The 24,486-nt window shown below is 65.9% G+C and carries 34 protein-coding genes; 14 read left to right on the top strand and 20 right to left on the bottom strand.

The window, feature by feature from the left end; translation table 11 throughout:
- Positions 1-536: 536 nt before the first annotated feature.
- The 9 genes from AOA14_RS03405 to AOA14_RS03365 all read right to left on the bottom strand — a co-directional run bounded on the left by AOA14_RS03405 (position 537) and on the right by AOA14_RS03365 (position 8,182).
- Positions 537-827 carry a putative quinol monooxygenase gene (locus AOA14_RS03405; RefSeq protein WP_062900759.1) on the bottom strand — a complete coding sequence of 97 codons (291 nt, stop codon included), beginning with the start codon at positions 825-827 and terminating at the stop codon, positions 537-539.
- Positions 828-863: 36 nt separating this feature from the next.
- Positions 864-1,448 (bottom strand): carboxymuconolactone decarboxylase family protein, encoded by a 585-nt coding sequence (locus tag AOA14_RS03400; protein WP_062900758.1) that lies wholly within the window; start codon positions 1,446-1,448, stop codon positions 864-866.
- Between the two features lies 1 nt (position 1,449).
- Positions 1,450-2,631 (bottom strand): acetyl-CoA C-acyltransferase, encoded by a 1,182-nt coding sequence (locus AOA14_RS03395; protein WP_003038814.1) that lies wholly within the window; start codon positions 2,629-2,631, stop codon positions 1,450-1,452.
- 70 nt (positions 2,632-2,701) lie between these two features.
- Positions 2,702-3,160: a MaoC family dehydratase gene (locus tag AOA14_RS03390; RefSeq protein ID WP_082813397.1), complete on the bottom strand. Its 459-nt coding sequence runs from the start codon at positions 3,158-3,160 to the stop codon at positions 2,702-2,704.
- 95 nt (positions 3,161-3,255) lie between these two features.
- Positions 3,256-4,407: a mechanosensitive ion channel family protein gene (locus AOA14_RS03385; RefSeq protein WP_062900757.1), complete on the bottom strand. Its 1,152-nt coding sequence runs from the start codon at positions 4,405-4,407 to the stop codon at positions 3,256-3,258.
- A gap of 33 nt (positions 4,408-4,440) precedes the next feature.
- Complete coding sequence (locus AOA14_RS03380; protein ID WP_062900756.1) at positions 4,441-5,463, bottom strand: DNA topoisomerase IB; 1,023 nt, start codon at positions 5,461-5,463, stop codon at positions 4,441-4,443.
- A 58-nt stretch (positions 5,464-5,521) separates the two neighbouring features.
- Positions 5,522-6,649: an acyltransferase family protein gene (locus tag AOA14_RS03375; RefSeq protein WP_062900755.1), complete on the bottom strand. Its 1,128-nt coding sequence runs from the start codon at positions 6,647-6,649 to the stop codon at positions 5,522-5,524.
- Positions 6,646-8,004 (bottom strand): putative O-glycosylation ligase, exosortase A system-associated, encoded by a 1,359-nt coding sequence (locus AOA14_RS03370; RefSeq protein WP_062900754.1) that lies wholly within the window; start codon positions 8,002-8,004, stop codon positions 6,646-6,648. The genes AOA14_RS03375 and AOA14_RS03370 overlap by 4 nt, the downstream gene beginning before the upstream one ends.
- Positions 7,997-8,182 (bottom strand): hypothetical protein, encoded by a 186-nt coding sequence (locus AOA14_RS03365; protein ID WP_003038799.1) that lies wholly within the window; start codon positions 8,180-8,182, stop codon positions 7,997-7,999. Before AOA14_RS03365 ends, AOA14_RS03370 begins: the two co-directional genes overlap by 8 nt.
- 104 nt (positions 8,183-8,286) lie before the next feature.
- On the opposite strand from AOA14_RS03365, the gene AOA14_RS03360 reads away from it, so the two are divergent.
- The 3 genes from AOA14_RS03360 (at position 8,287) to lepA (ending at position 12,680) form a co-directional block, all read left to right on the top strand.
- Positions 8,287-9,510 carry a TIGR04063 family PEP-CTERM/XrtA system glycosyltransferase gene (locus AOA14_RS03360; RefSeq protein ID WP_062902982.1) on the top strand — a complete coding sequence of 408 codons (1,224 nt, stop codon included), beginning with the start codon at positions 8,287-8,289 and terminating at the stop codon, positions 9,508-9,510.
- A 45-nt stretch (positions 9,511-9,555) separates the two neighbouring features.
- Positions 9,556-10,482 carry a hypothetical protein gene (locus AOA14_RS03355; protein ID WP_062900753.1) on the top strand — a complete coding sequence of 309 codons (927 nt, stop codon included), beginning with the start codon at positions 9,556-9,558 and terminating at the stop codon, positions 10,480-10,482.
- A 374-nt stretch (positions 10,483-10,856) separates the two neighbouring features.
- Complete coding sequence (gene lepA / locus AOA14_RS03350; protein WP_058812482.1) at positions 10,857-12,680, top strand: translation elongation factor 4; 1,824 nt, start codon at positions 10,857-10,859, stop codon at positions 12,678-12,680.
- Between the two features lie 9 nt (positions 12,681-12,689).
- Here the strand turns inward: lepA and AOA14_RS03345 are convergent, their stop codons facing one another.
- The gene (locus AOA14_RS03345; protein ID WP_202988370.1) at positions 12,690-13,040 is read right to left on the bottom strand and encodes a helix-turn-helix domain-containing protein; all 351 of its coding nucleotides are present in this window, start codon (positions 13,038-13,040) and stop codon (positions 12,690-12,692) included.
- A 180-nt stretch (positions 13,041-13,220) separates the two neighbouring features.
- On the opposite strand from AOA14_RS03345, the gene AOA14_RS03340 reads away from it, so the two are divergent.
- Positions 13,221-13,847, top strand: a complete 627-nt coding sequence (locus AOA14_RS03340; protein ID WP_062900751.1) for a GNAT family N-acetyltransferase — start codon at positions 13,221-13,223, stop codon at positions 13,845-13,847.
- A 240-nt stretch (positions 13,848-14,087) separates the two neighbouring features.
- Here AOA14_RS03340 and AOA14_RS03335 read toward each other — a convergent pair whose 3' ends face one another.
- The 3 genes from AOA14_RS03335 to AOA14_RS03325 form a co-directional block, all read right to left on the bottom strand.
- Entirely contained in the window at positions 14,088-14,363 is a 276-nt protein-coding gene (locus AOA14_RS03335) for a hypothetical protein (protein WP_062900750.1), read from the bottom strand.
- A 184-nt stretch (positions 14,364-14,547) separates the two neighbouring features.
- Positions 14,548-14,847: a CtrA inhibitor SciP gene (sciP, locus tag AOA14_RS03330; RefSeq protein ID WP_003038785.1), complete on the bottom strand. Its 300-nt coding sequence runs from the start codon at positions 14,845-14,847 to the stop codon at positions 14,548-14,550.
- A gap of 2 nt (positions 14,848-14,849) precedes the next feature.
- On the bottom strand, positions 14,850-15,233 hold the full coding sequence (locus tag AOA14_RS03325) for a hypothetical protein (RefSeq protein ID WP_062769927.1): 384 nt from the start codon (positions 15,231-15,233) through the stop codon (positions 14,850-14,852).
- A gap of 144 nt (positions 15,234-15,377) precedes the next feature.
- Between AOA14_RS03325 and mnmA the strand changes: the two genes are divergently transcribed.
- From mnmA to AOA14_RS19120, 7 genes are all read left to right on the top strand, one after another.
- A complete protein-coding gene (gene mnmA / locus AOA14_RS03320) occupies positions 15,378-16,520 on the top strand; it encodes a tRNA 2-thiouridine(34) synthase MnmA (RefSeq protein WP_062902981.1) in 1,143 nt (380 codons plus the stop codon).
- 57 nt (positions 16,521-16,577) lie between these two features.
- The gene (locus tag AOA14_RS03315; protein WP_062900749.1) at positions 16,578-16,994 is read left to right on the top strand and encodes a hypothetical protein; all 417 of its coding nucleotides are present in this window, start codon (positions 16,578-16,580) and stop codon (positions 16,992-16,994) included.
- 106 nt (positions 16,995-17,100) lie between these two features.
- Positions 17,101-17,241 carry a hypothetical protein gene (locus tag AOA14_RS19610; protein ID WP_186402970.1) on the top strand — a complete coding sequence of 47 codons (141 nt, stop codon included), beginning with the start codon at positions 17,101-17,103 and terminating at the stop codon, positions 17,239-17,241.
- A 34-nt stretch (positions 17,242-17,275) separates the two neighbouring features.
- On the top strand, positions 17,276-17,974 hold the full coding sequence (locus AOA14_RS03310; protein ID WP_062900748.1) for a DsbA family oxidoreductase: 699 nt from the start codon (positions 17,276-17,278) through the stop codon (positions 17,972-17,974).
- Between the two features lie 88 nt (positions 17,975-18,062).
- Positions 18,063-18,365, top strand: coding sequence for a hypothetical protein (locus AOA14_RS03305; RefSeq protein ID WP_062900747.1), 303 nt, complete (start codon positions 18,063-18,065; stop codon positions 18,363-18,365).
- A gap of 70 nt (positions 18,366-18,435) precedes the next feature.
- Positions 18,436-18,639: a hypothetical protein gene (locus tag AOA14_RS03300; RefSeq protein WP_062900746.1), complete on the top strand. Its 204-nt coding sequence runs from the start codon at positions 18,436-18,438 to the stop codon at positions 18,637-18,639.
- A gap of 45 nt (positions 18,640-18,684) precedes the next feature.
- Positions 18,685-19,451 (top strand): IS5 family transposase gene (locus AOA14_RS19120; protein ID WP_202988304.1). Its coding sequence is split into 2 segments (ribosomal slippage): positions 18,685-18,997 and positions 18,997-19,451, totalling 768 coding nucleotides; the frame shifts between segments, so codons are not numbered across the junction.
- On the opposite strand, the gene AOA14_RS03285 is transcribed toward AOA14_RS19120, so the two are convergent.
- Entirely contained in the window at positions 19,448-20,029 is a 582-nt protein-coding gene (locus AOA14_RS03285; protein WP_062900743.1) for a DsrE family protein, read from the bottom strand. The genes AOA14_RS19120 and AOA14_RS03285 overlap by 4 nt on opposite strands.
- Before the next feature lie 265 nt (positions 20,030-20,294).
- Here AOA14_RS03285 and AOA14_RS20285 point away from each other — a divergent pair, with 265 nt between their 5' ends.
- Both AOA14_RS20285 and AOA14_RS03280 read left to right on the top strand, forming a co-directional pair.
- Entirely contained in the window at positions 20,295-20,660 is a 366-nt protein-coding gene (locus AOA14_RS20285; protein ID WP_263587719.1) for a hypothetical protein, read from the top strand.
- Positions 20,661-20,678: 18 nt separating this feature from the next.
- Positions 20,679-20,924, top strand: coding sequence for a thermonuclease family protein (locus tag AOA14_RS03280; protein WP_322787190.1), 246 nt, complete (start codon positions 20,679-20,681; stop codon positions 20,922-20,924).
- Here the strand turns inward: AOA14_RS03280 and AOA14_RS03275 are convergent.
- A complete protein-coding gene (locus AOA14_RS03275; protein ID WP_186402973.1) occupies positions 20,921-21,595 on the bottom strand; it encodes a hypothetical protein in 675 nt (224 codons plus the stop codon). The genes AOA14_RS03280 and AOA14_RS03275 overlap by 4 nt on opposite strands.
- 154 nt (positions 21,596-21,749) lie before the next feature.
- Here AOA14_RS03275 and AOA14_RS03270 point away from each other — a divergent pair, with 154 nt between their 5' ends.
- Positions 21,750-22,007 carry a DUF2171 domain-containing protein gene (locus AOA14_RS03270; RefSeq protein WP_062900741.1) on the top strand — a complete coding sequence of 86 codons (258 nt, stop codon included), beginning with the start codon at positions 21,750-21,752 and terminating at the stop codon, positions 22,005-22,007.
- 97 nt (positions 22,008-22,104) lie between these two features.
- On the opposite strand, the gene AOA14_RS03265 is transcribed toward AOA14_RS03270, so the two are convergent.
- The 5 genes from AOA14_RS03265 to AOA14_RS03250 form a co-directional block, all read right to left on the bottom strand.
- The gene (locus AOA14_RS03265; protein WP_062900740.1) at positions 22,105-22,446 is read right to left on the bottom strand and encodes a TraR/DksA family transcriptional regulator; all 342 of its coding nucleotides are present in this window, start codon (positions 22,444-22,446) and stop codon (positions 22,105-22,107) included.
- A complete protein-coding gene (locus tag AOA14_RS03260) occupies positions 22,443-22,691 on the bottom strand; it encodes an HP1242/YdcH family protein (RefSeq protein ID WP_062900739.1) in 249 nt (82 codons plus the stop codon). The genes AOA14_RS03265 and AOA14_RS03260 overlap by 4 nt, the downstream gene beginning before the upstream one ends.
- 172 nt (positions 22,692-22,863) lie before the next feature.
- Positions 22,864-23,316 (bottom strand): hypothetical protein, encoded by a 453-nt coding sequence (locus AOA14_RS03255; protein ID WP_062900738.1) that lies wholly within the window; start codon positions 23,314-23,316, stop codon positions 22,864-22,866.
- A gap of 138 nt (positions 23,317-23,454) precedes the next feature.
- The gene (locus tag AOA14_RS19605) at positions 23,455-23,604 is read right to left on the bottom strand and encodes a hypothetical protein (RefSeq protein ID WP_162928312.1); all 150 of its coding nucleotides are present in this window, start codon (positions 23,602-23,604) and stop codon (positions 23,455-23,457) included.
- Between the two features lie 120 nt (positions 23,605-23,724).
- Positions 23,725-24,294, bottom strand: a complete 570-nt coding sequence (locus AOA14_RS03250) for a DUF4440 domain-containing protein (RefSeq protein WP_062900737.1) — start codon at positions 24,292-24,294, stop codon at positions 23,725-23,727.
- Positions 24,295-24,486: the final 192 nt, after the last annotated feature.

Genomic DNA, 24,486 nt, shown 5'->3' with positions numbered 1-24,486 from the left:
CCGCCCATTGCCATCGACGCGCTCCCGCTGCTCGACACCGCGGCGGGCCTGTACGGATCGACGGCCGACGGGTCGGTCTTTGACATCGCCGTGACCATCGCGACGGTCGGCTGCAACTGTCCGCGCGCTGACGCGGTGTACTGTCTCTGCGTCGGCCCGGATCGCACGCCATGTCGCGCTCGAACCGGCCACCCTGCACGCCGCTGCGATGGCCGACGCCGATCCGCGCCCCGAAGTTCGCGCCGCCGCCGGCGCGACGCCGCGCGGTGGGGCACGATCGCCAGCCGGCCGACGCTGACGCCCCCCAAAGCGTTGCTCCGCTGCGCAATCCGCCTGACCGACAATGCCCGCGACATCGCCGACCATATGGCGGTCAGCCATCCGGTTCCGCGGGCGCGCGCCAGCGCCATCGCCGCGCTCGCTGCTGTCGCAGACGATAAGGGGGCGAACGGCGGCGCTCGAGCTCGGCCGGCGCGACGCCGATGCGCGGGTCAGGGACGATTGCGAACGATGGCTGACGCTCTGACCCTGAGCGATCAGACCCCCGGCAGGCTTTCGATTTCAGGTGCTCCGGCGAGGCAGGGGCCGAGTTTCGCGCCGAGGGTGCGGAAATGGTCCGACGCGCGGTGCGCGGCGACCGCGGCCTCGTCGTCATAGCATTCGAGCACCTTGTAAACGCCGGCTTCCGCGGTACGGAAGAGCTTGTAGAAGCTGTTACCCTTCTCGTTCGCGCGCACCGCGGGGGCCAGCTCCGCAAACACGCCTTCGAATTCCGCTTCCTTGCCCGGCTGCACGCGCAGCGTGGCGATAATGCCGATTCCGCTCATATCGTCTCTCCCCAGAAAATAGTCAGGCTCAAATGGTTAGGCGTGCAGGTCGGGATCGACCTCCCAGCCCGCCTCGACCTGGATGCCGAAGCTGTTAAGCATCATCGAAACCTGTGTGTACTGACCGACGGTCATCACCAGATCCATGCGTCCCTTGTCGCCGAGCGGCGCCAGCGCCGCCCAGGTCGCGTCGGCAACGAAATGGTTCGCGGTCAACTCGTCGGTCGCGCGCAGCATCGCGCGGTCGATATCGCTCCAGACCGCAGCGTCGGGTCCGGCCTTGATCCGCTCGATCTCGTCTTCGGTCAGGCCGCAGTCGAGTCCGATGCGCTTATGCTGCGTCCATTCATAGCCCGACCGGCAATTATAACCGGTGCGCAGGATGACGAGCTCGCGATCCCGCGGGGTAAGCGCATTGCGCTTCGACAGGATATAATTGCCCCAGCCGAGGAAAGCGGTCAGCGCCTTGGGCGCCTGCGCCAGCGTGCGGAAGATATTGAGGATTCTGCCGCCGCCCACCTTGCCGCCATCGGAGGCAAGAAAGGGTTCAAGCGCCGCGCGCTGGTCGGCATCGAGCCGGTCGAGATCGACCGGCTCGACACGCGGAGCTTTCAGCCGCAAATCAGAAGACCTCGAACAGGCCTGCTGCGCCCTGGCCGCCACCGATGCACATGGTGACGACGGCATATTTGACGCCGCGGCGCTTGCCTTCGAGCAGCGCGTGGCCGACGCAGCGCGCGCCGGTCATGCCGAAGGGGTGGCCGATCGAGATCGAACCGCCGTTGACGTTGAGCAGGTCGTTCGGAATGCCGAGCTTGTCGCGGCAGTAGAGCACCTGCACGGCAAAGGCTTCGTTGAGTTCCCAAAGGCCGATGTCGTCCATCTTGAGCTCGAAGCGTTCGAGCAGCTTCGGGATGGCGAAAACGGGGCCGATGCCCATTTCGTCGGGCTCGGTGCCGGCAACGGCCATGCCGACATAGCGGCCCAGCGGCTGAAGCCCGCGCTTTTCGGCGACCTTGGCCTCCATGACGACGCAGGCCGACGAGCCATCCGAAAGCTGGCTGGCGTTGCCTGCCGTGATCGTGTGGCCTTCGCCCATCACCGGCTTCAGGCTCTGCAGACCTTCGAGCGTGGTGTCGGGACGGTTGCACTCGTCCTTGTCGGCGACGACATCCTTGAAGGTGACTTCCTTCGTTTCCTTGTTCACCACCGCCATCGTCGCCTTGCAGGGGACGATTTCGTCGTCGAACTTGCCAGCGGCCTGGGCCGCGGCGGTGCGCTGCTGCGACTGGAGCGAATATTCGTCCTGCGCTTCACGGCTGATATTGTAACGCTTTGCAACGACTTCTGCCGTGCCGATCATCGGCATGTAGATGTCTTTGTGCATCGCCAGCAGTTCCTGGTCGGCCTCGAAGAAGGTCTTGCCGCTGCCGCTGACTTTCGAGATGCTTTCGACGCCGCCGGCGACGCAAATGTCCTGGCGGTCGACGATGATCTGCTTCGCGGCGGTCGCAATCGTCATCAGGCCCGACGAGCACTGGCGGTCGATCGACATGCCGGGGACGGTGACGGGCAGGCCGGCGCGCAGGCCGATTAGGCGCGCGACGTTCATCGTCTGCGATCCCTGCTGCATTGCGGCGCCGAACAGGACGTCGTCGATCTCGCCTCCTTCAACCCCGGCGCGTTCGACCGCGGCGGCGACCGAATAGGCGCCCAGCGTCGGCGAGGTCGTGTTGTTGAACGATCCGCGCGCCGCCTTGGTCAGCGGGGTGCGGGCGGTGGAAACGATGACGGCGTCACGCATGATAAACTTCCTTCTGCTTGGTTCCGGTTGTCTTTTCGGGGGAGGTTCGGCCGGAATGCCGGTTTATATGTCAGACGAAGAACTGGCTGATCCATTCGGCCATCAGCGCGGGCTTTTCTTCGCCCTCGATCTCAACCGTGAATTCCAGCGTCTGCTGCCACTGGCCCGGACGCTTTTCGTCGAGCTCGAGCAGCTTGAAATGGCCGCGCACGCGCTTGCCCGAGCGCACGGGGGCAAGGAAGCGCACTTTGTTGCCGCCATAGTTGACGCCCATCTTGACGCCTGCGGGGCGCGGGCAGTCGGATTTGGCCATCAACATGGGGAAAAGAGAGAGGGTCAGAAAGCCGTGCGCGATGGTGCCGCCGAAGGGCGTCAGCTTAGCCTTTTCTTCGTCGATATGGATGAACTGATGATCGCCGGTCGCGTCGGCGAACTTGTTGATCATCTCCTGATCGACCAGCACCCATTCCGACGTGCCGAGCGGCTTGCCGACCAGTTCCTTCATTTCCTGCGGCGTCATCGCGCTCATCCTTTATCCCCTCTATGTCTGTCGAGGGGCGCGTTCTAGGCCCGCGGGGCGGGGTAGCACAAGAGCCTAGGGCTTTGCGCTACGGCGCCGTAGCGTCAGGACTGTGCGGACTTCGGCGTCTTCATCGTGACGCTTTCGGCATAGGGGAGAATCATCGTCCCGTCGGGCGCCGCGGTGAAGGTCGTCTGCGTCGGATAGGCGAAGTCGTAGCCGGCGTTGGTCATCTCTTCGAAGACGCGGATGCCGATCGCGGTGCGGGCCGCGATGACCTCGTTATAGTCTGCGCTCGGAATGTCGGCGACCAGTTCGAAGTCGAGGCTAGAGGCGCCGAAGCCGATGAAACTCGACCGGATGAACTCATGCCCCTCGGCTTCGACCTGCGCCTTCAGCAGGTCGGGCAGCGCGCGCAGCATCGCGGGCGTGGTCTGATAGATTACACCGATCGCGAACTGGACGCGGCGGCGTTCGAGATGGGCATAGTTGGTGATTTCCTTCGATAGCAAATTGGTGTTGGAAATGACCAGCAGCTCGCCGTTGACCGACCGCAGATGCGTGCTTTTCAGCCCGATGCGCTCGACGGTCGCGACGCTATTGTCATATTTGATCGCTTCGCCGACGCGGAAAGGCCGGTCGAAGATGATCGACAGCGACGCGAACAGGTCGGAAAAAATGCCCTGCGCGGCAAGGCCGATCGCGATGCCGCCGATGCCCAGGCCGGCGATCAGGCCGGTGACATTGACCCCCATATTGTCGAGGATGACGATCGCCGCGACCGCGAACAGCGCGATGCTGATGAGCAGGCGGATGATGCCCATCGCGTTGACCAGCGTCTCGTTATGCCCATCGGCGGCGCGGCGCTGGATCAGCCCGAGGACGATCTCGCGCGCCCAGATCGCGACTTGCAGCACCACCGCGACGGTGAAGACCAACTGGATGATATGCAGGACGACGACCGGCGGATTGGCCGATGCCGCGACCAGTCGGACCGAGACGATCGCCAGCACCAGCGACTTGGTCTTGTGGATCACCCGCCCGACAATGTCGGTCAGCGTGAATTGCCCCGGCGCCGACTGCGCTTTCTTGAGCGCGAAACCGCGGATCAGCGACAGCGCAAAATAGATGAGGAGCCCGGCGCCGATCGCGATGCCGATCTGCAGCCAGTGCGTATCGACCCACGCGACGCTGCTGGTCCACCAGGCGCGGATCTGCGCGGCGGGGTTGGCGGTCGCGGTGGCAAGGAAAGGCAAAGTCACGTCGGTCCTCTTGGTCTGGTCGGTCGGTCAGGCGGAACGGAGCAGCGCGCCGGCATCGGGCGCGCGCTCCAGATAGGTCAAAAATCCGCGTTCGTAACGCGAAAGATATTTGGTCGCGCGCGGCAGGCGCCCCGCGACCGCGGCAAAATCTCCGCGATCCTGCGCAGCGGCGATCATCGCCGGGTGGACATAGGCGCGCCGCGCAACGGCGGGCGTGTTGCCGAGCCGGTCGGAGACGCGCGTCAGCATCGCCTTGAGCGAGGGTGGCTCTTCGGCGTCGTACAGACAGGCGAACGCCTCGACGCTCGCCCACCAGGTGCGGAAATGCTTGGCGCTGAAATCGGCGCCCATCGCCTCGCGGATATAGGCGTTGACCTCGTCGGACCCGACCGCGCACGGGCCATCCGCATCCTCATATTGGAAAAGATGCTGGCCGGGCAGGTCCTGCAACCGGCGCACCAGGGTCGCCAGGCTGCGGTCGCTGATCGTCACCTCGCGCCGCGCGCCGCCCTTGGCGCGGTAGCGGAGCCGGAGGCGCTGCCCCTCCAGTCGCGCGTGACGCCGGCGCAGCGTCGTCGCGCCGAAGCTCTTGTTTGCGGCGACATATTGTTCGTTGCCGACGCGCAGCGCGGCGAGGTCGAGCAGGCGGACGACGGCCGCGACGACGCGATCCGCGCACAGCGATCGGCGGCGCAAATCGCTTTCCAGCCGCGCGCGGAGCAGCGGCAGGGCCTGGCCGAAGCTGGCGCAGCGATCATATTTGTCCGCCTCGCGCGCGGCCCGGAAATCGGGGTGGTAGCGATATTGCTTGCGCCCGCGCGCGTCATAGCCGGTCGCAAGGATATGCCCGTTCGCGGCCGGGCAGAACCAGGCATCCTCATAGGCGGGGGGCAGCGCGATCGCGTTGAGGCGCTCGATCTCGGCGCGGTCGCGGATCACCTTGCCCGCGGCGTCGCGATAGCGCCAGCCCGATGCGGCCCGTTCGCGGCGGATGCCGGGCAGGCTGTCGTCGACATGGATCAGGCGGGGGGCGGCACGCGGCGACGGCATGCCTTGTTAAGCGTCCTGGCCGGGCGATGGTTCCCTCCGCCGGCGCAGCGGGCAGGCGTCAGCTTTGGCGGGTTTGCGCCTGCCGCCCGGCCGCCAGCCGCGACAAGAGAGCGTCGCCGCCGCGCTGGACGATCCGCCGCGCCGGGACTTCCAGCCAGCGGTGGAGCAGGTGTGAGACGGCGAGCGTCAGCGCGACGAAGGCGGCGATCTTTATCGGCGCGACCATCGCCGGATCGTCGACAAGGACCAGCTTGAACAGGATCCACAGGAAGAAGTGCGACAGATAGACAGCGTAGCTGATGTCGCCGAGCCACTGGGCGAGCCGTCCCGACAGCAGCGGATGCGGTGCGAGCGACGCCTGGAGCGCGGTGATGACGACCGCCGCCATCGCCAGCGGGATCGCCGCAGGCTGGGGCAGGCCGGCGAACAGGATCAGCGCCGCGAGCAGCGCGAAGATCGCCGCGGTCGCATATATGACCCGGCTCCCGTCGCCGCGCGCGCGCTGCGCCGTCCACCACTGGCAGAGCGCGACCCCGAGGAAGAATTCGGCGAGGCAGCGGACGAGGCCGGTCGCCGCGATATCGTCGCCGATCCCCGCGCGCCCCGTCGCGGCGAACCAGCCGCCGAGCGCTGCCGCGAGCAGCAGCGCGAAGAGCGGAAAGCTCCACCGCCCCGCGGGCAATCGCGCCGCCCAGCCGCCGGTCGCGGCGAGCAGCAGATAGGCCGCCCATTCGGTCGAGATCGACCAGGCCGGGTCGTTCCAGCGCAGATCGGCGGTGAAGCCCCAATTCTGGACCAGCAGCGCGTGCGCGGGCAGCGTGGCAAAGCCGTAATGCGGCCCCGGATCGCGCCCGCTGGCGAGCAGCGCGACCGCGAACAGCGCCATCGCCGCCAGGATCGCGAGATGCAGCGGAAAGATACGCGCGATGCGGCGGACCAGAAAGCGCGGCGCGGCGCGCGTCCCCTCGGCAACGAACGCCGGACCGTAATTCCACCACAGCACGAAGCCCGACAGGACGAAGAAGAGATCGACCGCAAGATAGCCGTGCGCGAAACCGTCGATGACCGCGCCGTGCAGATAGCCCGCCATGCCGCCCCGGATATGATAGAACAGCACCGCGAGCGCCGCAAAGCCGCGCACCCCGGTCAGCGTCGGCAGCATGCGGGGCTTTTGCGCCGCGATCATGCGGCAAATCCCTGCGCGCGCGGCCGCATCCAGTTGCGTCCCGATTCCTGCTCGCGGCGGCGGCAATAGGTCGACAGCCCGATTTCGAGCGCCAGCATCATGTAGATGAAAGGCTGGAACGCGATTCCGACGAACAGCGACCCGACCATATAGACGATATGGCCGTGCTGGAGCGCGGTCGCGAGCGGCGCGATCCATTGCTCCTCGGCGCGGCGTGTCTTGAGGTAACGGCGGCGCACCCGCTCCATCTGGACGATGCCGGTGATGTGGAGCAGCAGCCACAGCAGCGTGCCGGGATAGCCCTGTTCGCCCAGCATTTCGAAATAGGCCGAATGATAGGCGCGCGACTGTTCGTCATGGATCACCGGATCGCCCGCGCCCGGACGACCCGCATCGGCGTTCGACCCGGTGGTTTCGACGCGCAGGCGGTTCTGCATATAGGCCTCGAACCCGCCGCCGAACGGATGGTCCTTCGCATAGTCCCACGTCCACGCCCACACCGCGACGCGCGTCGATGCCGACTGGTCGGTGCGATAATCCTGCAGCGTTTCCATGCGCTGGGTATAGCTTTGCGGCAGGAAGGGGATCGCCGCGGCGACGAGCAGCACCGCCCCCATGATATATAGCAGCCGGTGCTTGACCGCGCGCAGCGACAGCAGCGCGAGCACGCCGAGGCAGATCAGCCCCGTGCGCGCCTGCGTCCCGACCGGCAGCAGCATGCAGGCAAAGCAGAGCGCGAAGCAGAACAGCGAGACGCGCCAGTCGGGCGGAAAGACGGTGCCGTGGCGGCGGAACCACAGGATCGCGGGGATGATCGACACCGCGACCGTCGACATGGTGCTGCCTTCGTACAGGCCGTAATTTTCGGACAGCAGCAGTTGCAGTTCGCCATAGCCGCCGCCGCCCGCCGCGGTCTTGATCCCGCCCGCGATCGCGATCGTCGCGGCCGACAGCAGCATGAAGAGCAACAGCGATTCGATGCGCAGCTTCGTGCGCAGCGTCAGCGGCAGGAAGATCGCCCAGACCAGCGCCTTCCAAACCCATCCCCATTTATCGAGCGCCTCGACCGGAAAGTCGGCGCTCATCGTCGTCATCCAGCAATAAAAGAGCAGGATTAGCATCAACGTCTGCCGCCCCGACCAGCGCGTGTCGCGCTTGTCGTCGAAGGCGAGCCAGCCGATGATCGCGAGGATGAAGACGATCAGCGAGATCGGAATCGAATTGATCAGGAAATAGCTGAGCCGCTGCGGTGCGACGATGTCGATGTAGCAAAAGCACAGCACGAACAGGAACGGCTTGCGAAAGCCGACCCCGATGAAGGCGAACAGAAAGGCGACGAAGGCAAGGTCACGCATCGGATCGGCGATCCTCCGCGGCCTCGGCCGCCATCGCCGCCATGCGTTCGGCGTCGCGCTGTTGCTGCCACAGCATGCGCGGGCCGACCTCACGGTCGAGGTCGTCGCGGTGCAGCAGGCGCCAGAGGGCGATCGCCATCAGCACATGCGTCAGGGCAATCGCAAAATTGTCGATCATCTGCTGCGCACCTGGCTTCCCCTCCGGCCCGCAGGCCCGTTTCGGCGGCATTACCCGATCGGGGTTGACGCGGCGTTAAGGCTTGTATGGCAAAGGCTTGGCCGATGACCCGGATCCTGCACGTCCTTGACCATAGCCTGCCGGCGCACAGCGGCTACACCTTTCGTACCCGGGCGCTGATGAAGGCGCAGGCGGCGAAGGGGTGGGCGGTCGCTGGGGTGACGGGGGTCCGCCATCCCGACCCCGGACCGCCCGTCGAAACAGTCGACGGGCTGACCTTCTATCGCACGCCGCCGATCGCGCCCGCGCGCTCGCCGTGGCGCGAATGGCGCGAAATCGGCGCGCTGGCGGACCGCGTCGCGGCGCTGGTCGACGAATGGCGCCCCGATCTGCTCCACGCCCACTCACCGGTCCTCGACGGGCTCGCGGCGCTGCGCGTCGGCAAACGGCTCGGAATTCCGGTGATCTACGAAATTCGCGCCTTCTGGGAGGATGCCGCGGTCGGTAACGGCACGGGCCGCGAGGGCAGCGCGCGCTATTTTCTGACCCGTCAGCTCGAAAGTCATGCCGTCCGCGCCGCCGACGCCGTCGCGGTGATCTGCGAAGGGCTGCGCGGCGACCTCATCGCGCGCGGGGTGGATCCCGCCAAGATCGTCGTGTCGCCCAACGGCGTCGACCTTGACCTGTTCGGCGACCCGCCGCCGCGCGACGATGCGCTCGCCGCCGACCTCGGCCTCATGCCGGGCGACGCGGTGATCGGCTTCATCGGCAGCTTCTATGATTATGAGGGGATCGACGATCTGATCGCCGCGATGCCCGCGCTCGTCGCTGCCGAACCCGGCGCGCGGCTGCTGCTCGTCGGCGGCGGGCCGATGGAGGCGGCGCTCAAGGCCCAGGCCGCGGCGTCGCCCGTCGCCGACCGCATCCTGTTCGTCGGACGGGTGCCGCACCAGGCGGTCGAGCGCTATTATTCGCTGATCGACATCCTGGCCTATCCGCGCAAGAAGATGCGGCTTACCGATCTCGTCACGCCGCTGAAACCGCTTGAGGCAATGGCGCAGGGCAAGCTCGTCGCCGCATCCGATGTCGGCGGCCACCGTGAACTGATCGCCGACGGCGTCACGGGCACGCTGTTCGCGCCCGACGACCCACCGGCAATCGCCGCGGCCCTTGCCGGGCTGCTGCGCGATCGCGACATCTGGGATGAACGCCGCCGGACCGCGCGGGCGTTCGTCGAGGCCGATCGTAACTGGTCGTCAAACATTTTGCGTTACGAGCCCGTTTACCAGAGATTGTTGCGCCGCGGCGCTGCATCGCTCGCGGCTTGATGATATAGGACAGGCTCCTCTTCGGGAGCGACGGATTTGGACGATATGGACGATAGCGCCGACGGCTCCGACAAGGTTTCGCATCGCAAGGCCCGCGCCGCCGCCTGGATGCGCGCGCTCCGCCCGGCGATGCCGGCGGTCATCGGCGCCGCGGCGCTGACCTTCCTCTTCGCCGCGATCATGCCGATGGCCTGGGTATTCGGCATTGGCTGGAATCTCTATCTCGACCGTCTGTCGGACCTGTTCGTGCCGCCGGTCGGCAATGGCGCCCGTCTCGCGCTGGCGCTTGGCATGGCGCTTGTCGCCGCGCTGGTTGCGGCCTTTGTCGCGCTGCTGATCGCCGAGCCCGAGGCGTCGGGCCTTGCCGCGCTCGGGCGCCGTCTGCGCCGCCGCCAGGAGGCTGTCGACGATGATATTCCGGTGCGCCGCCGCGCCGACCTCCACCCCGATGATCTGCCGCGCGCGCCGCTGCGCGCCGGACGCGACCTTCCCGAACAGGGGCTGGGGCCGGTCGATGCGGCGCCCGAGGTCGCGGCGGACTATCTTCTTGAATATGAACCCGACGCGCTCGCCGGTGCCGATGTCGTCGAGGATGTGGACGCTGTCGAGATCGTCGAAGCGGCCGTGGCACCCTACACGCCGCCCGCAGCCGACGCTGCGCCGGACGAAGAGGATGAACTGATCCTCGCCGATCTTGCGCCCGTCGAGGTTGAAACACCCGGTGACGAACCCTGGCTTCAGCCCGCGAAGATTGCTGGACCGGCGATGCCCGATCCCGCCGACAAATCGCTCGGCGCGATGGTTGCGCGCTTCGAGGCAGGGCTCGCCCGGCGCCGCGAAACCAGGACGGCAACCGCCGCAGTCCCGGTGCCCGATGTCGCCGCCAACGAAGATGCCGACGAAGAAATCGACTTCGCGCTCGAAGCCGCGCTCAGCACTTTGCACCGCCTGAACCGCGGCACGACGGGCTGAACCGCCGCACCCGGCGGCCTGAAATCGCTTTCCTGCATTGTTCCGGCGTGTCAGCCTCGCCGCATGCCTTCCGTGCCATCCTTTCCTGCGCGACCATCGCGGCGGCTGCGGCTTCGCGCCCTACGCACTGCCGCAGCGTCTCCGCCCCGAAACGGCCTGCCCGGTGCAATCGCGCGTGAAGTAGCGCAATTTTCCGCCATTTTTCGAATGGCACCGCGCCGCGGGCATCGCCCGGTCCTGCGGCGCCTTCGGGACGCTGCGAGCGCTGCAATCGCGTGTGAAGTTACACGCTTTTCTGCGCCTTTCGCGCCGGTGGCTGCGCGCGGCTGCGCGGCGGTGCTGACAGCGCGCAATTCCCCTGCTAACGGCGCGCGATGACGACTCCTCTCTCGCATATCCGTAATTTCTCGATCATCGCGCATATCGACCATGGCAAGTCGACGCTCGCCGACCGGCTGATCCAGTTCACTGGCGGGCTGACCGAGCGCGAAATGTCGGCGCAGGTTCTCGACAATATGGACATCGAGAAGGAGCGCGGGATCACGATCAAGGCGCAGACGGTGCGCCTGACGTACAAGGCGCACGACGGCGAAACCTATCAGCTCAATCTGATGGACACGCCCGGCCACGTCGACTTCGCCTATGAAGTCTCGCGCAGCCTGGCGGCGTGCGAGGGCGCGCTGCTCGTCGTCGACGCGGCGCAGGGGGTCGAGGCGCAGACACTCGCCAACGTCTATCAGTCGATCGAGCATGACCATGAAATCGTGCCGGTCATCAACAAGATCGACCTGCCCGCCGCCGACACCGACAAGGTGAAGGCGGAGATCGAGGATATCATCGGCCTGCCCGCCGACGATGCGGTGCTGGCCAGCGCCAAGTCGGGGATCGGCATCGAAGAAACGCTCGAAGCCATCGTCGCCAGGATTCCGCCGCCGAAGGGCGATGCCGCGGCGCCGCTCGTCGCGATGCTCGTCGACAGCTGGTACGACCCTTATCTCGGCGTCGTGATTCTCGTCCGCGTCGTCGACGGGGTGCTGAAAAAGGGTCAGCAGATCAAGTTCATGCAGGCGGGGACGACCCATCTGATCGACCGCGTCGGCTGTTTCACCCCGAAGCGGACCGACCTTGTCGAGATCGGCCCGGGCGAGATCGGTTTCATCACCGCACAGATTAAGGACGTTGCGCAGGCGCGTGTCGGCGATACGGTCACCGACGCCAAAAGGCCCGCCGCGGCGCCGCTACCGGGGTTCAAGGAGGTTCAGCCGGTCGTCTTCTGCGGCCTCTTCCCGACCGATGCCAATGATTTCGAGAAGCTGCGCGAAAGCATCCAGAAGCTGCGGCTCAACGATGCGTCGTTCAGCTTCGAAATGGAGACGAGCGCCGCATTGGGCTTCGGCTTTCGCTGCGGTTTTCTGGGTCTTCTCCACCTCGAGATCATTCAGGAGCGGCTGACCCGCGAATATGACCTCGACCTGATCACCACGGCGCCGTCGGTGGTCTACAAGCTCAAGCTCACCCGGTCGAAGGAAGGCGGCCCCACCGAGATGGAGCTCCACAATCCGGCCGACATGCCCGATCCGAACCGGATCGAGGAAATCGAGGAGCCGTGGATCGAGGCGGTTATCTATGTCCCCGACGAATATCTGGGTTCGATCCTCAAGCTCTGTCAGGACCGCCGCGGCATCCAGAAGAATCTGACCTATGTCGGCGGCCGCGCACAGATCACCTATGAACTGCCGCTCAACGAAGTCGTGTTCGATTTCTACGACCGGTTGAAGAGCATCAGCCGCGGCTATGCCTCGTTCGACTATCACCAGATCGGCCACCGCCCCGGCGATCTCGTCAAGATGAGCATCCTCGTCAACAATGAGCCGGTCGATGCGCTCAGCATGATCGTCCACCGGGGCAGCGCCGAGGCACGCGGGCGCGGGATGTGCGAGCGGCTCAAGGATCTGATCCCGCGCCACATGTTCAAGATCCCGATCCAGGCGGCGATCGGCGGCAAGGTGATCGCGCGCGAAACCATCGCGGCGCTGCGCAAGGACGTCACCGCCAAATGCTATGGCGGCGACGCGACCCGCAAGAAAAAGCTCCTCGAAAAGCAGAAGGAGGGCAAGAAGCGGATGCGCGAATATGGCAACGTCAACATCCCGCAGGAGGCGTTCATCGCGGCGCTGCGAATGGGCGACGACGCCTGAGGGTGCGCGCTACATCTCGATGATGATCTTGACCTTCGCCGGCGTCGTGCCGGCGGCCTCGGCGATCTCGCGGCGCGCCTGCGCGACCAACTGGCCAAGATGCGCCGACTGAGGCGGACCGTCGAGGCCGTTCAGGTCTGCAAGCGGGGTGCCGAGCACATCGGCGAGCCGGCGCAGCCGCGCCGGCTTGGGGCGCGACCGGTCCTGCTCCCAATAGCAGACCGACGTCACCGCAACGCCAAGCTGGCGGGCAATATCCCGCTGCGTCAGCTGCCGCGCCTTGCGCAACTGCGCCAGCCGCCCGCCAAGCGTTTCGGGAAAGGCTGCCGCCCCCGACGTTTTGAGGGGATTGAGATCCATAATATACACGACCCGGCCTTTTTTGCTTTTTGGCCGCCCCGAATATCAAAGCCCGCCACCGGCTACTTTCAACTTCTCACGCAAAAATAAGGGGCTGCACCCTCCGGCAGGAGCGATTGTCTTTCGGCCCGGGCGGCGATAGCTTGCCGAACACCGACGACAGCCGGGAAAGGACGAAGCGTGCACGCTCCCGCAAGGCCGATCGACGACATCGTCGTGCACAGCGTGCTCAACGACGGAACCGCGGTATGCCTGCGGACGATCCGGCCCGACGACGCCGGCCTGCTCCGCGCCGGAATCCAGAAACTCTCGGCCGAATCGCGCTATCTGCGCTTCTTTTCGCCTGCGCCGGCCATGCCCGATGCGGTGATCGAGCGGCTGGTCGATGTCGATGGCCACGACCATATCGCCTGGGGCGCGATTTGCACCGAATGCGAAGGCGAGCCGGCGATCGGTGCGGTTCATGCCGTCCGGCACAAGGCAGGGGCCGGCGGGGGCGAGATGCGTGTCGGCGAATATTCGATCGCAATCCTCGACGCCTTTCACGGCCAGGGCCTCGCCCGGATGATGACCGCGGCGCTGCTCGTCGATTGTCTCGCCGAAGGGTTGACGACGCTCGACGTCAATATCCTGTCCGAAAATCACGCCGCACTGGGGCTGATCAAGGCGATGGGCGGCACGCGCAAGGAGGAATCGCGCGGCGTCGCCGAATATGTGATCGACGTCGCGGCGGCGCTGGAGGCGCTGCGCAGCGACGCGGACGCACGCGGGGTTCAGGATGTGCTGAAGCAGCTCGGTGCCGGATAGGCCGGTGGTCCTCCCCGCCGCCGGGGGTCGCGACCGGCGGCGGGAAGGTGAAGAACGCGGGTGTCGGAGCTCCCGTGTCCCACGCACATCGCTCTAGCGGCGCTGCCATGACGTCACCGTGACCGGCGTCACAGGGGCCAATCTTTTATGTCGCGAACAAGCGAAAGGGCGCCAGCGGCATGCGCTGGCGCCCTTTCCAGGCTGTCCGTGACCCGCGGGGGGCGCAGGTCGGGGACAGTCTTACTTCTTCTGCGTGTCGCCGACGCCGGTTTCGGACGGGGCAACCTCGCCATTGTCGTCCATCGCGTTGGCTTTTTCCTCGCCCATTTCTTCGACCCGGTCGGCCTTGTTTTCCATGGCTTCCTTGGCGGGGCCATCGGGCATGGTGTCGGCCTGATCATCAATGGCGTCGGCCCGCGATTCGGCCTGATCCTCGACACTGTCGGCGGCGGGGCTCTGGCAAGCGCCGAGCGCGAGAGCCGAAGCGGCGGTGAGGGTAAGAGCAATCTTGCGCATTATAACAGTTCTCCCTTGTTACAGGGGGGGCAACGCCGCGCCGCTGGCATCGGTTGCAACAAAATTTGCAAGCCTATGCTTTCGCAATGCTATTTTTTGATTCCACGCCGCTCCTGTCCCGCTCCGACGCAAAAAAGGGGGCGCCCGCAGGCGCCCCCTTCATCATGTATCGCACGCGATGCGATCAGAAGCGCTGCTGGCGCTCGTAAAGATCGCGGTAGTGCTGGATACGCGTGACGCGCAGGCCCGGCATGCCGCTGCGGTCGATCGACCGCTGCCAGCCGGCAAACTCCTCGAGCGTCAGCGAATAGCGCTCGCACGCTTCGTCCACGGTCAACAGGCCGCCATTGACGGCTGCAACCACTTCCGCCTTGCGGCGAACGACCCAGCGCGTGGTGTTCGCAGGCGGCAGACTGTCCAGCGTCAGCGGTTCCCCAAGGGGGCCGATGACCTGGGCGGGCCGGATTTTCTGATTCTCGATCATGCTCATTCCATAAAATCTTCGTCGTGGGGGATCGGCAAAGCCGACGTCCGTGCTTTTATAGAAGAGGGGTTCAACATCGGCTGAAACCCTCTGGTAAACGCGCTGTTCACAGTTTCGGGCAGCCCGTTCGCTTCGTCGGACAAGTCGAAGAAGCGCGCGGGACGAAGCATTCCGTCGTCCAGTGCCTGCACCCCGCCGCCCAGCATTTCGCGCACCGCGCCGACCGCTGCGGCATGCGATTCGTCGGTCTCGCGCTCGCGCAGCAAGCGAACGGTCGGAAGCGCTGCCTGCCGCGCCCGCGACACCGCGAGCAAAATGTCGAAGCCGGGCTTCGACAGGCTCGTCGCATCGGCTGGATGCGGAAGGTCGGAGGGAAGCAAGTTCATGCTGCCTGTCTAGCGCGTGCGGCCTAAGGTCCAGTAAATGCCCATTTCATCGCTTGTTAGCGAAGCTTAACTCGCGTCAATATCTTGACACCCGCCGCGGAAAAGCTGGCATTTTGCCTGATCGCTCCCTAGATGGCGCGCATCATGGCAACCGTAATTTCACCCGCGGGCCTCGCCCAGGCCGACTTCCAGCTCGCCGGTCCGTTAAAGGATCGGCGAATCGTGGTCGCGATGTCGGGCGGAGTCGATTCGAGCGTCGTCGCCGCGCTTGCCGCGCGGTCGGGCGCCGAGGTGATCGGCGTGACGCTGCAACTTTACGACCATGGCGCCAAGGCCAAGCGCGTCGGGGCTTGCTGCGCGGGGCAGGATATTCGTGACGCCCGCGCGGTCGCCGACCGGCTTGGCTTCGCCCATTATGTCCACGACCATGAAAGCCGCTTCCGCGATACGGTGATCGATCAGTTCGCCGACGAATATCTCGCGGGCCGGACTCCGATCCCGTGCGTCCGTTGCAACATGGGTGTGAAATTCACCGATCTTTTCCAGCTCGCGCGAGATCTGGGTGCCGATTGCCTTGCGACCGGCCATTATGTCCGCCGCATCATGGGGTCGGCCGGTGCCGAGCTGCACCGGGCGGTCGATCCCGCCCGCGACCAAAGCTATTTCCTCTTCGCCACCACGCAGGAGCAGCTCGACTTTCTGCGTTTCCCGCTCGGCGGGCTCGAAAAGAGCGTGGTGCGCGAAATCGCCCGAGATCTTGGCCTTGGCGTCGCGGGCAAACCCGACAGCCAGGATATCTGTTTCGTCCCCGACGGCGACTATACGACGCTGGTGCGCAAGCTGCGTCCGGAGGCGGAAGATCGCGGCGAGATCGTGCATATCGACGGCACGGTGCTGGGCGCTCACAAGGGGCTTATCCATTATACGGTCGGCCAACGCCGCGGCATCGACATCGGCGGGCAGACCGAACCGCTTTATGTCATACGCCTCGATGCGGCGACAAAGCGCGTCATCGTGGGGCCGCGCCGCGCGCTGGCCGTCGCAGGCGCGCGGATCGGCGAAGCGAACTGGCTTGCCGAGGTCGATCGTCGCCCGGTTCTGGCAAAGGTGCGCAGCATGGCGAAGCCCGTGCCGGCGCAGATGAACGGCGACCGGCTGGTCTTCGCCGCGCCCGAATATGGCGTTGCGCCCGGCCAGGCGGCGGTGCTCTATGATGCAGCCGAACCCACGCGCGTACTCGGCGGCGGCTGGATAGAGGAAAGCTTCGCGGCCGAGCCGACGGAATAGATTGCACTTTCTGTCCCGATGCCGCAGCTTCGGCGCTAAGCAAGGGGAGAGACGATCATGGTCAATTGGGTGTTGCGCGGCGCGGTCCTGCTCTGGGCGCTGCTCTTTTTCATCGTCGGCATTCGCGGCGTGTTGAACCCTGCCAGCTTTACCGAAACCTTCGGAATCATTGCCGATGGCGTCGCCGCGAACACGGTGCGTGCCGACATGTCGGCCTTTTTCCTCGTGGCCGCCGGTGGCGCGGCGCTCGGGGGGCTGCTGCGCGGCTGGTCGCGCGCGCTGCTGGTTCCCGCTGCGCTTTACGGCACTGCGCTAGTCGGCCGCCTGATCGGGGTGGCGAGCGGCGACATGGTCAATGGCGGCATCGTGCAGGCGATGATTATCGAAGCCTTGTCGGTCGGCCTGATGATCACGGCCTATTATATGCTCTCGCGCGCCTCGGCTGCGGCTTCGGGGGTCGAGATTTCGTCATAATGAGCTGATCGGTAACGAGAAATTCGGTCCTGTTGTGTTGCGGGCCGGTTTATGCGTAAATTTATATCGGGTCGCGCTTCTGTTTCCTGTGTGAAAGGGGCCGCACATGACATCCGATGACGACAAGCGGGACCGTTCGGACCGGCGCCAGAGCGATCGGCGCGTCGCGGACGATCCCGACTACAATGGCCCCGAGCGCCGTCAGGGCGACCGGCGGTCGGGCAAGGAACGCCGTACCGGGGGCTGACCGATCGGGCAGGCTGGCGGCACGGTTCAGGAGAATGACCGTGACCCGAACAGAATTGCCGCGCCTCAGCGTTGATATCGTGTCCGACGTGATGTGCCCCTGGTGCATTATCGGCTGGCTGAAGTTTCAGAAGGTCATGGCGCATTTTGAGGGACGGTTGGCCTTCCGTGTCCAATGGCACCCTTTCGAACTCAATCCGCACATGCCCCCCGAGGGCGAAGACGCGGTCGAACACGTCATCCGGAAATACGGGATTACCCAAGAACAGAGCCGGGCCAATAGCGGGCGACTGGCGGCGATTGCGGCCGACCTCGGCTTTGCATTCAATCGGGGGCCGGGTTTTCGGATGCGCAACAGCTTCGATGCGCATCGTTTGCTCACCTGGGCCGGAGCGTTGGAAGAGCCCGATCAGGCGGCAGCGACCGGCGTTCAGACCGCGCTGAAACTCGCGCTGTTCCGCGCCCATTTCACCGACAATCGCGACGTCGGCGATCCCGCCGTCCTGATCGATGTCGCGGCCTCGGTCGGACTCGACGCGGCTCGCGCCGCCGCGATTCTGGACGGCGACGACTATGCCGAGATGGTGCGGATGGAAGAGGCTTATTGGGCAGACAATAATGTCACCGGCGTTCCGGCCTTCATCCTTGGCGGCCGCATGCTGATCCCTGGTGCACAGGATTCCGAAGCCTTCATTCGGGTCATCGAAAACAAGGTTCTGGCGAGCGCCGCCTGAGGAACTGTCCCCGCCGCACGGGCGTTTTCGATCCATTCCCGCCGCACAGGCTATTGGGGCCGATAGGCGCAATCAAGGAGATGGTTCGATGCCCGCTTCCCCCGACGAAGATGCCCCCGAAATGGTCAACCGCGAACAGGATGACGAACCCGCACAGGCGCAAACTGTCGCCGCGGCGGCGCGGCAGGCGCGTCCCCTCGAAGACAGCCGGAAAGTGCCCGCGCGCGACGAGGGCGACGACGCGCAGGATCTGGTCGATCATATGCGGCAGATGGAACGATCGGGCCGCATCGACATGGACGCCTATCGCGGCGAACGCAGCGACGATGACGAGGATGACGAATTGGGACCGGGCGGGGTAGAAGACGACGAACCGCGCGGCGCTCCCTGAATATCGGCGGTACTAGGCCGTGAACCCATAAAACGTTGGCGTTGGGGCTCGGCTGTGCCACCCTGCATTTATGGATGAGCAGCACGATCCCAGCTTGATGGGTATGACGGTCAATGAGCGGCTATTTCATGGTGGCATTCTCGGTCAGTGGGATGCTGCGGTGAGGCGGCGAGATCGGCAGGAGATGCTCGCGCTGCTGGAGCAAGTGGAAGTTACTGATCCGCATTTTACGGTCGACACCGTACTCGCCAACCCAAAGGCCTACGGTTTTTGAACGGAAGATCTTTCCCTCAGGGAGTTTCTCTGATTCAGCGTCGGCATGAGCCGATATGACCTGACCGACTTCGAGTGGCGCGTGATCGAGCCGCTGCTGCCCAACAAACCCAGGGGCGTGCCACGCGTTGATGACCGGCGGGTGCTGAACGGCATCTTCTGGGTGCTGCGATCCGGTGCGCCGTGGCGAGACTTGCCCGAACGCTATGGTCCACGCACCACTTGCTACAACCGCTTCATACGATGGCGGAAAGCTGGCGTGTGGGATCGGATGATGGACGCCATCACCGCCGCGCATGATGGCGACATTCAAATGATCGACAGCACTTCCATCCGGGCGCACCAGCAGGCTGCGACGGCAAAAAGGGGGATCGAGATCATTGTCTCGGTCGCTCCCGAGGCGGCCTCACGACCAAAATCCACGCGGTCGTCGATGGGCAAGGCCTCCCGATCCGGCTGAGTCTGACCGCCGGGCAAAGCCATGACGGCCAAGCTGCTGACGAACTACTCAATCATGTCAGCGCCGGAACGATCGTGCTGGCGGACAAGGCATATGATGCCGATCGCATTCGGGCGTCTCTCCACGGAAAAGGAGCGTTCGCCAATATCCCGCCCAAGGCAAACCGGAGGTCGAAACCGTACTTCAGCACATGGCTGTACCGCGAGCGCAACCTGATCGAGCGCTTCTTCTCCAAGCTGAAGCACTTCCGTAGGGTGGCCACCCGATATGACAAGCTCGCCGAAAACTTCCTGGCCATGGTCCAACTTGCGTCAATGCGGCTTTGGCTCCGCGTTTATGAGTCTACGGCCTAAAAGGGATTGAGCGTATAGCCCTGCTGCTGAAGCAGCGCGTGGGCGGTCATCGCCGATAATGCCAGTTCGACGCCCGGGAGCAGATCGGTCTTTTTGACGCCCTGTCCCGCCGCGCTTTGGCCGCACACGATAACACGGACACCGGCCTTGATCAGGGCATCGACAAGCGCGGCGTTGGGATTTTCCGCGCTGGGATACTTACGCCCATAGGCTTCGGCGCCCGCCACATCGAAGGTTGCGGGGCCATGCACGACAATTGCGAGATGGATGCGTTCCGCCGGTACCCCGGCTTCGACCTGCATGTTGAGAAAGCGGGCGGCCGATTCCAGCGTGCGATTGAGTGTCGCCTCTTTCGCCGTGGCAACGTCGAACGCGATGTGAAATTCGGTTCCGGGGGGAATGCGCATATCGGCGTCGGTGACACTTGCGACCTTGCCGAACGCCGGGATGGCCGTACCGCTATGAAAAGATGCCATCGGGTCGGGCGACGCCTTACCCATATCAGCGGCATGCAACGGCGACAGAAGGGCAAGGCCGGCAACAGCGAAGGCAAGCGCGAGCGGGCGGGACGGTGACATCGTGAGGTTCCTCTCGGATCGGGATTGATGGCGCAGCCTACCGTTCCGCTTCAGGCTGCACCAGCCCGCGAGCCCGTCAATCGCGCCGTTTGCGCATCATATCCGCCGTCGCGAGGCCGCCGACGACGACGATGAAGCTCACCATCATCAGCGCGAAAAGAAGAACGGGGGTTTGGGTCAAGGGATCGGTCATGTCTGGGGCTCCTTGGTGGTTCGGAAGCCCTGACATGAATGAGCGGCGGCGCGGCGGCATTGATCCTGATCAATGTGGCGCCGCAGTGGCGGCGTCTGCCGGTCGTCGCTGGCGGTTCGGACCGCACTCGTCATTACTTTGGTATGCCTGCGCTGGCAAATTCGCCTGCATGCCGCACCCGACAGATATCCGTTCCGCTTCGTGTCGTCGCCGTATCCGCGCCCGCCGATCTGGGGGGATGTGGGTGCTGGTGGCGGCAGCCGGAGCCTTTGCGGGAACTTTGGCGGCTTGCAGATGCAGGCATCCGCGCCGGCCCACGCCGAGCTGTCATGGCCCACTGCCGCGCCGGAACCGCATTCGGCGCATTTCGGATTTTGTCATACCGGAGGCGGGCGCAATTGCGTCGTCGATGGCGACACCTTCTGGTTCGAGGGCTAGAAATACCGCCTCGCCGACATCGACACCCCGGAGACGCATCCGCCGCGTTGCGCGCAGGAGGCGCGTTTGGGGACGCGGGCGACCGAGCGGCTGCGCGATTGGCTCAATTCCGGGGCCTTCCGGCTCGAAGAAAACGGACGCGACAGCGATCGTTACGGGCGCAAGCTGCGCATCGCCACCCGCGACGGGGTGAGCGTGGGCAGCGTGCTCATCGATGCGGGGCTGGCGCGGCCGTGGGAAGGGTATCGGCGCCCGTGGTGCTAGTCGCCGCCGGGCGCAGGGGGTAAGGCCTCGCGCAGCGGCTTGTTCGGTCCTGCAAGCTGCGCGTCGAGATCGTCGGCCAGCAATTGCGCGACGGGGTCGTCGCGGCGCGCGCGCAGCGTATCGCGGCGATCGGTCAGCGCCGCCGCGCGCTCGGCTTCAGGCAGCGCCATCACCTCGAGGTAAAAGCGCACCGCGGTAAGCCACGGCGCGTCGTCGCCGGGCACATCTTCGGCCCAGCGCGAGAAGGGGCCGCCCGCCGGCCCCCATTCTCCATCGTGGCGGTCAAGGAAGAAAAGCAGGCGCGAGCCGAGCGGCACCATGTAGCGGACGCAGCCGCCGATATAGGCGAGCGGATGGGCGTGCTGGAGCTCGTAGGGATTGCTGAGCGTGGCGAAGCGGCCGGTGGCGAGCGCGATCGGAAGCGTCTTCGGCGCGTCGGCAAGATTGCCCTTGAGCGCCGCGATCGGCCGGATGTCGAGGCGCATGTTGTCGGGGGCGCCGGCCGCGTCCATCGGGGTGCCGCCGGTGACGGTGGCGAGGAGGACCAACTCGGCTTCGGCGGTCAGTTCCATGTTGGTCGGCACCGCATAGCCTGGCGCGGGCGAGCAGGCGGCGGCGGGAAGCGGCGTGGCGAGGCAGGCGAAAACAGCGAGGAGAAGGGGGAAGCGCATGGCGGCCAGGCTAGCCCGCGTGTCGCCGCTTGGAAAGCCGGCGCGGTTTCGGAGCGCTTCGTCCAAGCCGATGGACCCGACTCGGCGCCCCATGCGTATCATCCCCGTCGCGGCCGCCGGATCAGCTGGCGACGGCGCGGCAAGGAGAAGAACCATGGCCGAACACGATCATAGCGCTATCAAGGAACATATGGCCGTCATCGGCGCCGACGGCGTCCATGTCGGTACCGTTGATCATGTCGATGGCGAACGCATCAAGCTGACCAAGGCCGACAGCCCCCAGGCCGAAGATGGCGAAGGCGCCGGGCACCATTATCTGCCCGCCGGCCTCGTCGCCGCGGTCGAAGGCGATACGGTGCGCCTGTCGGCGACCGCCGCCAATGCGGCCGATTTGTTCGAAGAGGCGGATTGACCGACACCCCGATAACAGATGGCCGGGACGCAATCGGGCGCCCGGCACCGAAACTGGCCCGCCCAGCTGCCTCCGGGCGGGCCATTTCATGTGCGCATCAGGCCGAAAGCTTGCGCGCGCATTCGATGCAGAGCGCCGCCTCGGGCTTGGCGGCGAGCCGTTCCTCGCCGATATCCTTGCCGCAGCTGGTGCAGATGCCGTAGCTCCCTTCGTCGATGCGGGCGATCGCCGCCGTCACCGCCGCGACTTGGCGCGCCAGCAGCGCATCCTCGCTCGCCAGCGCATCGTCATCCTCGCGCTCGATCGCTGCATCTTCGGCGTCGGCGCTGATCGGCGCGGTAAGGTCGGAGGCGACCCGCGCCCCGCGCGCTCTGAGGTCGGCGAGGCGCAGGATCAGCCCGGTGCGCACCGAGGCGAAGCTGTCACCGCCGCGGCTCATGTCGTCTGCTCCGCCGCGATGATCGCGGCGATCTCGTCGAGCAGCGCCAGCCGCTGCCGCTTCAGTTCCTCGGCATGTTCGTCGGACACCGGCTCGACTTCGCTCTCGGCGCGGTGGATGGCGCGGTTGACGACATGGTAGTGCTCCGCCAGCGCCGCAAAATGTGCGTCGCTTTCCTTGAGCCGGTGGATTGCCGCGGCATCGTCGGGAAATGCGTCGGCCAGTTCGTGGGGGGTATGCGACATGGGGCCTTCCTCCTGCTTCGATAATCCGCCGATCTTACCCCCAATGCGCCGGCGTGCATTGCGCTGAGTCAAAAACGGAGCCGGGGCACATCGCCCGGCTCCGTTCCGGTCGCCGTCCCGCGACCCACGGGACGGCGATCATCGATTGTGGCCCCGAAAGGCCGACAGCGTATTAGCGCGCTTCTGCGGCACCCGCCGCGCGGACCGACAGATCGGCCTTGGGCAGCTTCGTCACCAGCGGCCCGGTCACGCTGTCGGCCTGGCTGTAGAGCGCCGAAAGCGGGACATTGTAGAGCTTGCCGCCGTCGACGACGATCGCATTGTCGCCGTCGATACCCTGCACCGTGCCGATGCTCGCGCCCTTGGCGTCGGTCACCTGTGCACCGGCGCGCACCTGTTCGCGCGTTGCGAGCGTCAGCTTCGCCGAATCGACCGCATCGTTCGCGGCGCCATCGACGCTGGCGACCGTCTGGCCGACGCGGTCGGTCACGCCGCCGACGGTGGTCGCGGGATCGAGTGCGGCGCCCGCGTTGACATTGGCCGCGCCGCCAAGGCCGACCTGCGCGACGGCGGGAACGGCGACGATCGCGGCACTAGCGGCGAGCGTCATAACGGTCTTGCGCATCGGGTTTCTCCTTATTGTCCGATCAAGGCCGCCCGGAGGGGGGAAGGGGAGATGGACGGCCTTGCCGACGACAAACCGGCGCGCCGGGCGTTCGTTGCCGCACGGGCGGCGGATCGACCGGCGCGCGCGACGGAGCGATCAGGCGGGGGTGGGCCGCCGCGCGATCAGCTTGTTGAGCGTCGCGATCCGCCGCCGAGCCGCGCTCCAGTCGCGTTCGGGATGCGCCGCGATCTGGCGGAGGAGAGTGCCGAGTTCCTTGCGACGGTCGCCTTCGGTCACGGGTTGCATGGGCTTTCTCCTTTCAGGCGCGCAGCATAGCATGGCGGCGGCCCGCCTGCGCACCGCTCACCCCGCGGGCGGGGCGGACCGGCTGGCGGCGCGCGGTCCCGGATTCGGAAGAACGACGGATCAGTCGGCCGCGGTCGGGGGATAGGGGGCAGCCGCGCCGTGGTCGTAGCTCAGGCTTTCCGACAGGCGGAAGCGGCCTTCGGCGGGCATCCATTGCCAGACGTGCATGTAGCGCGCGCCGCCGACCATGTCCCAGCGCGCGTCCTTGGCATTCCATTCGAAGAAGACATGCGCCGCCTCTTCGAGTGCGCCCCAGTCGCCGAGCGCGCGGATGACGCGCGATCCGGGGACGAGCAGGCGGCGGTTGCGATAGCCCGCCTGCGCACCGCCGGGCGCGCGTGCGGCGCAATTTTTCTCCATCCCCGCGACGAAATCGGCGCGGTCGGCGATAGCCAGCCCGTCCTTGTCGTGGAGCATCCGGTAATCCGGGGTGAGCAGATCGGGCAGCGCGGCGGGATCGCAGCCTTCGAACACCGCCCAGAACAGCCGCGCATCGTTTGCCGCAATCGCCGCGTCGAGCGCGGCGCCGGTCGGCATCGGCGCGGACTGCGCAGCGACGGCGGGCGGGGGTGCAGGTGGGGCCTGCGGCGCGGGCGCCAGTGCGGCGGCGAGGAGAAGGGCGAGGGACATGGGTCGAAGCTCCTTGCTGTGTTGTTTGTATAATACGGCTGGACTCGGCGGGGCGCAAGCGGCGTGTACGCGATCCCCCCTGCCGCGCAGCGATGGAGAATCGCAGACGGCGCGCAGCGCCAGCGGCTGCTCCGTCAGCCCTTGCGGGCTGCCACCTCCCCATGGCTTCGCCAAAGGGAGGATCGGGTGGGA

The sequence above is a fragment of the Sphingopyxis terrae subsp. terrae NBRC 15098 genome (assembly GCF_001610975.1).
GTDB lineage: Bacteria > Pseudomonadota > Alphaproteobacteria > Sphingomonadales > Sphingomonadaceae > Sphingopyxis > Sphingopyxis terrae_A.
Note: the sequence above shows the minus strand (reverse complement) of the source record. Positions and strands in the feature narration are given on the sequence as shown.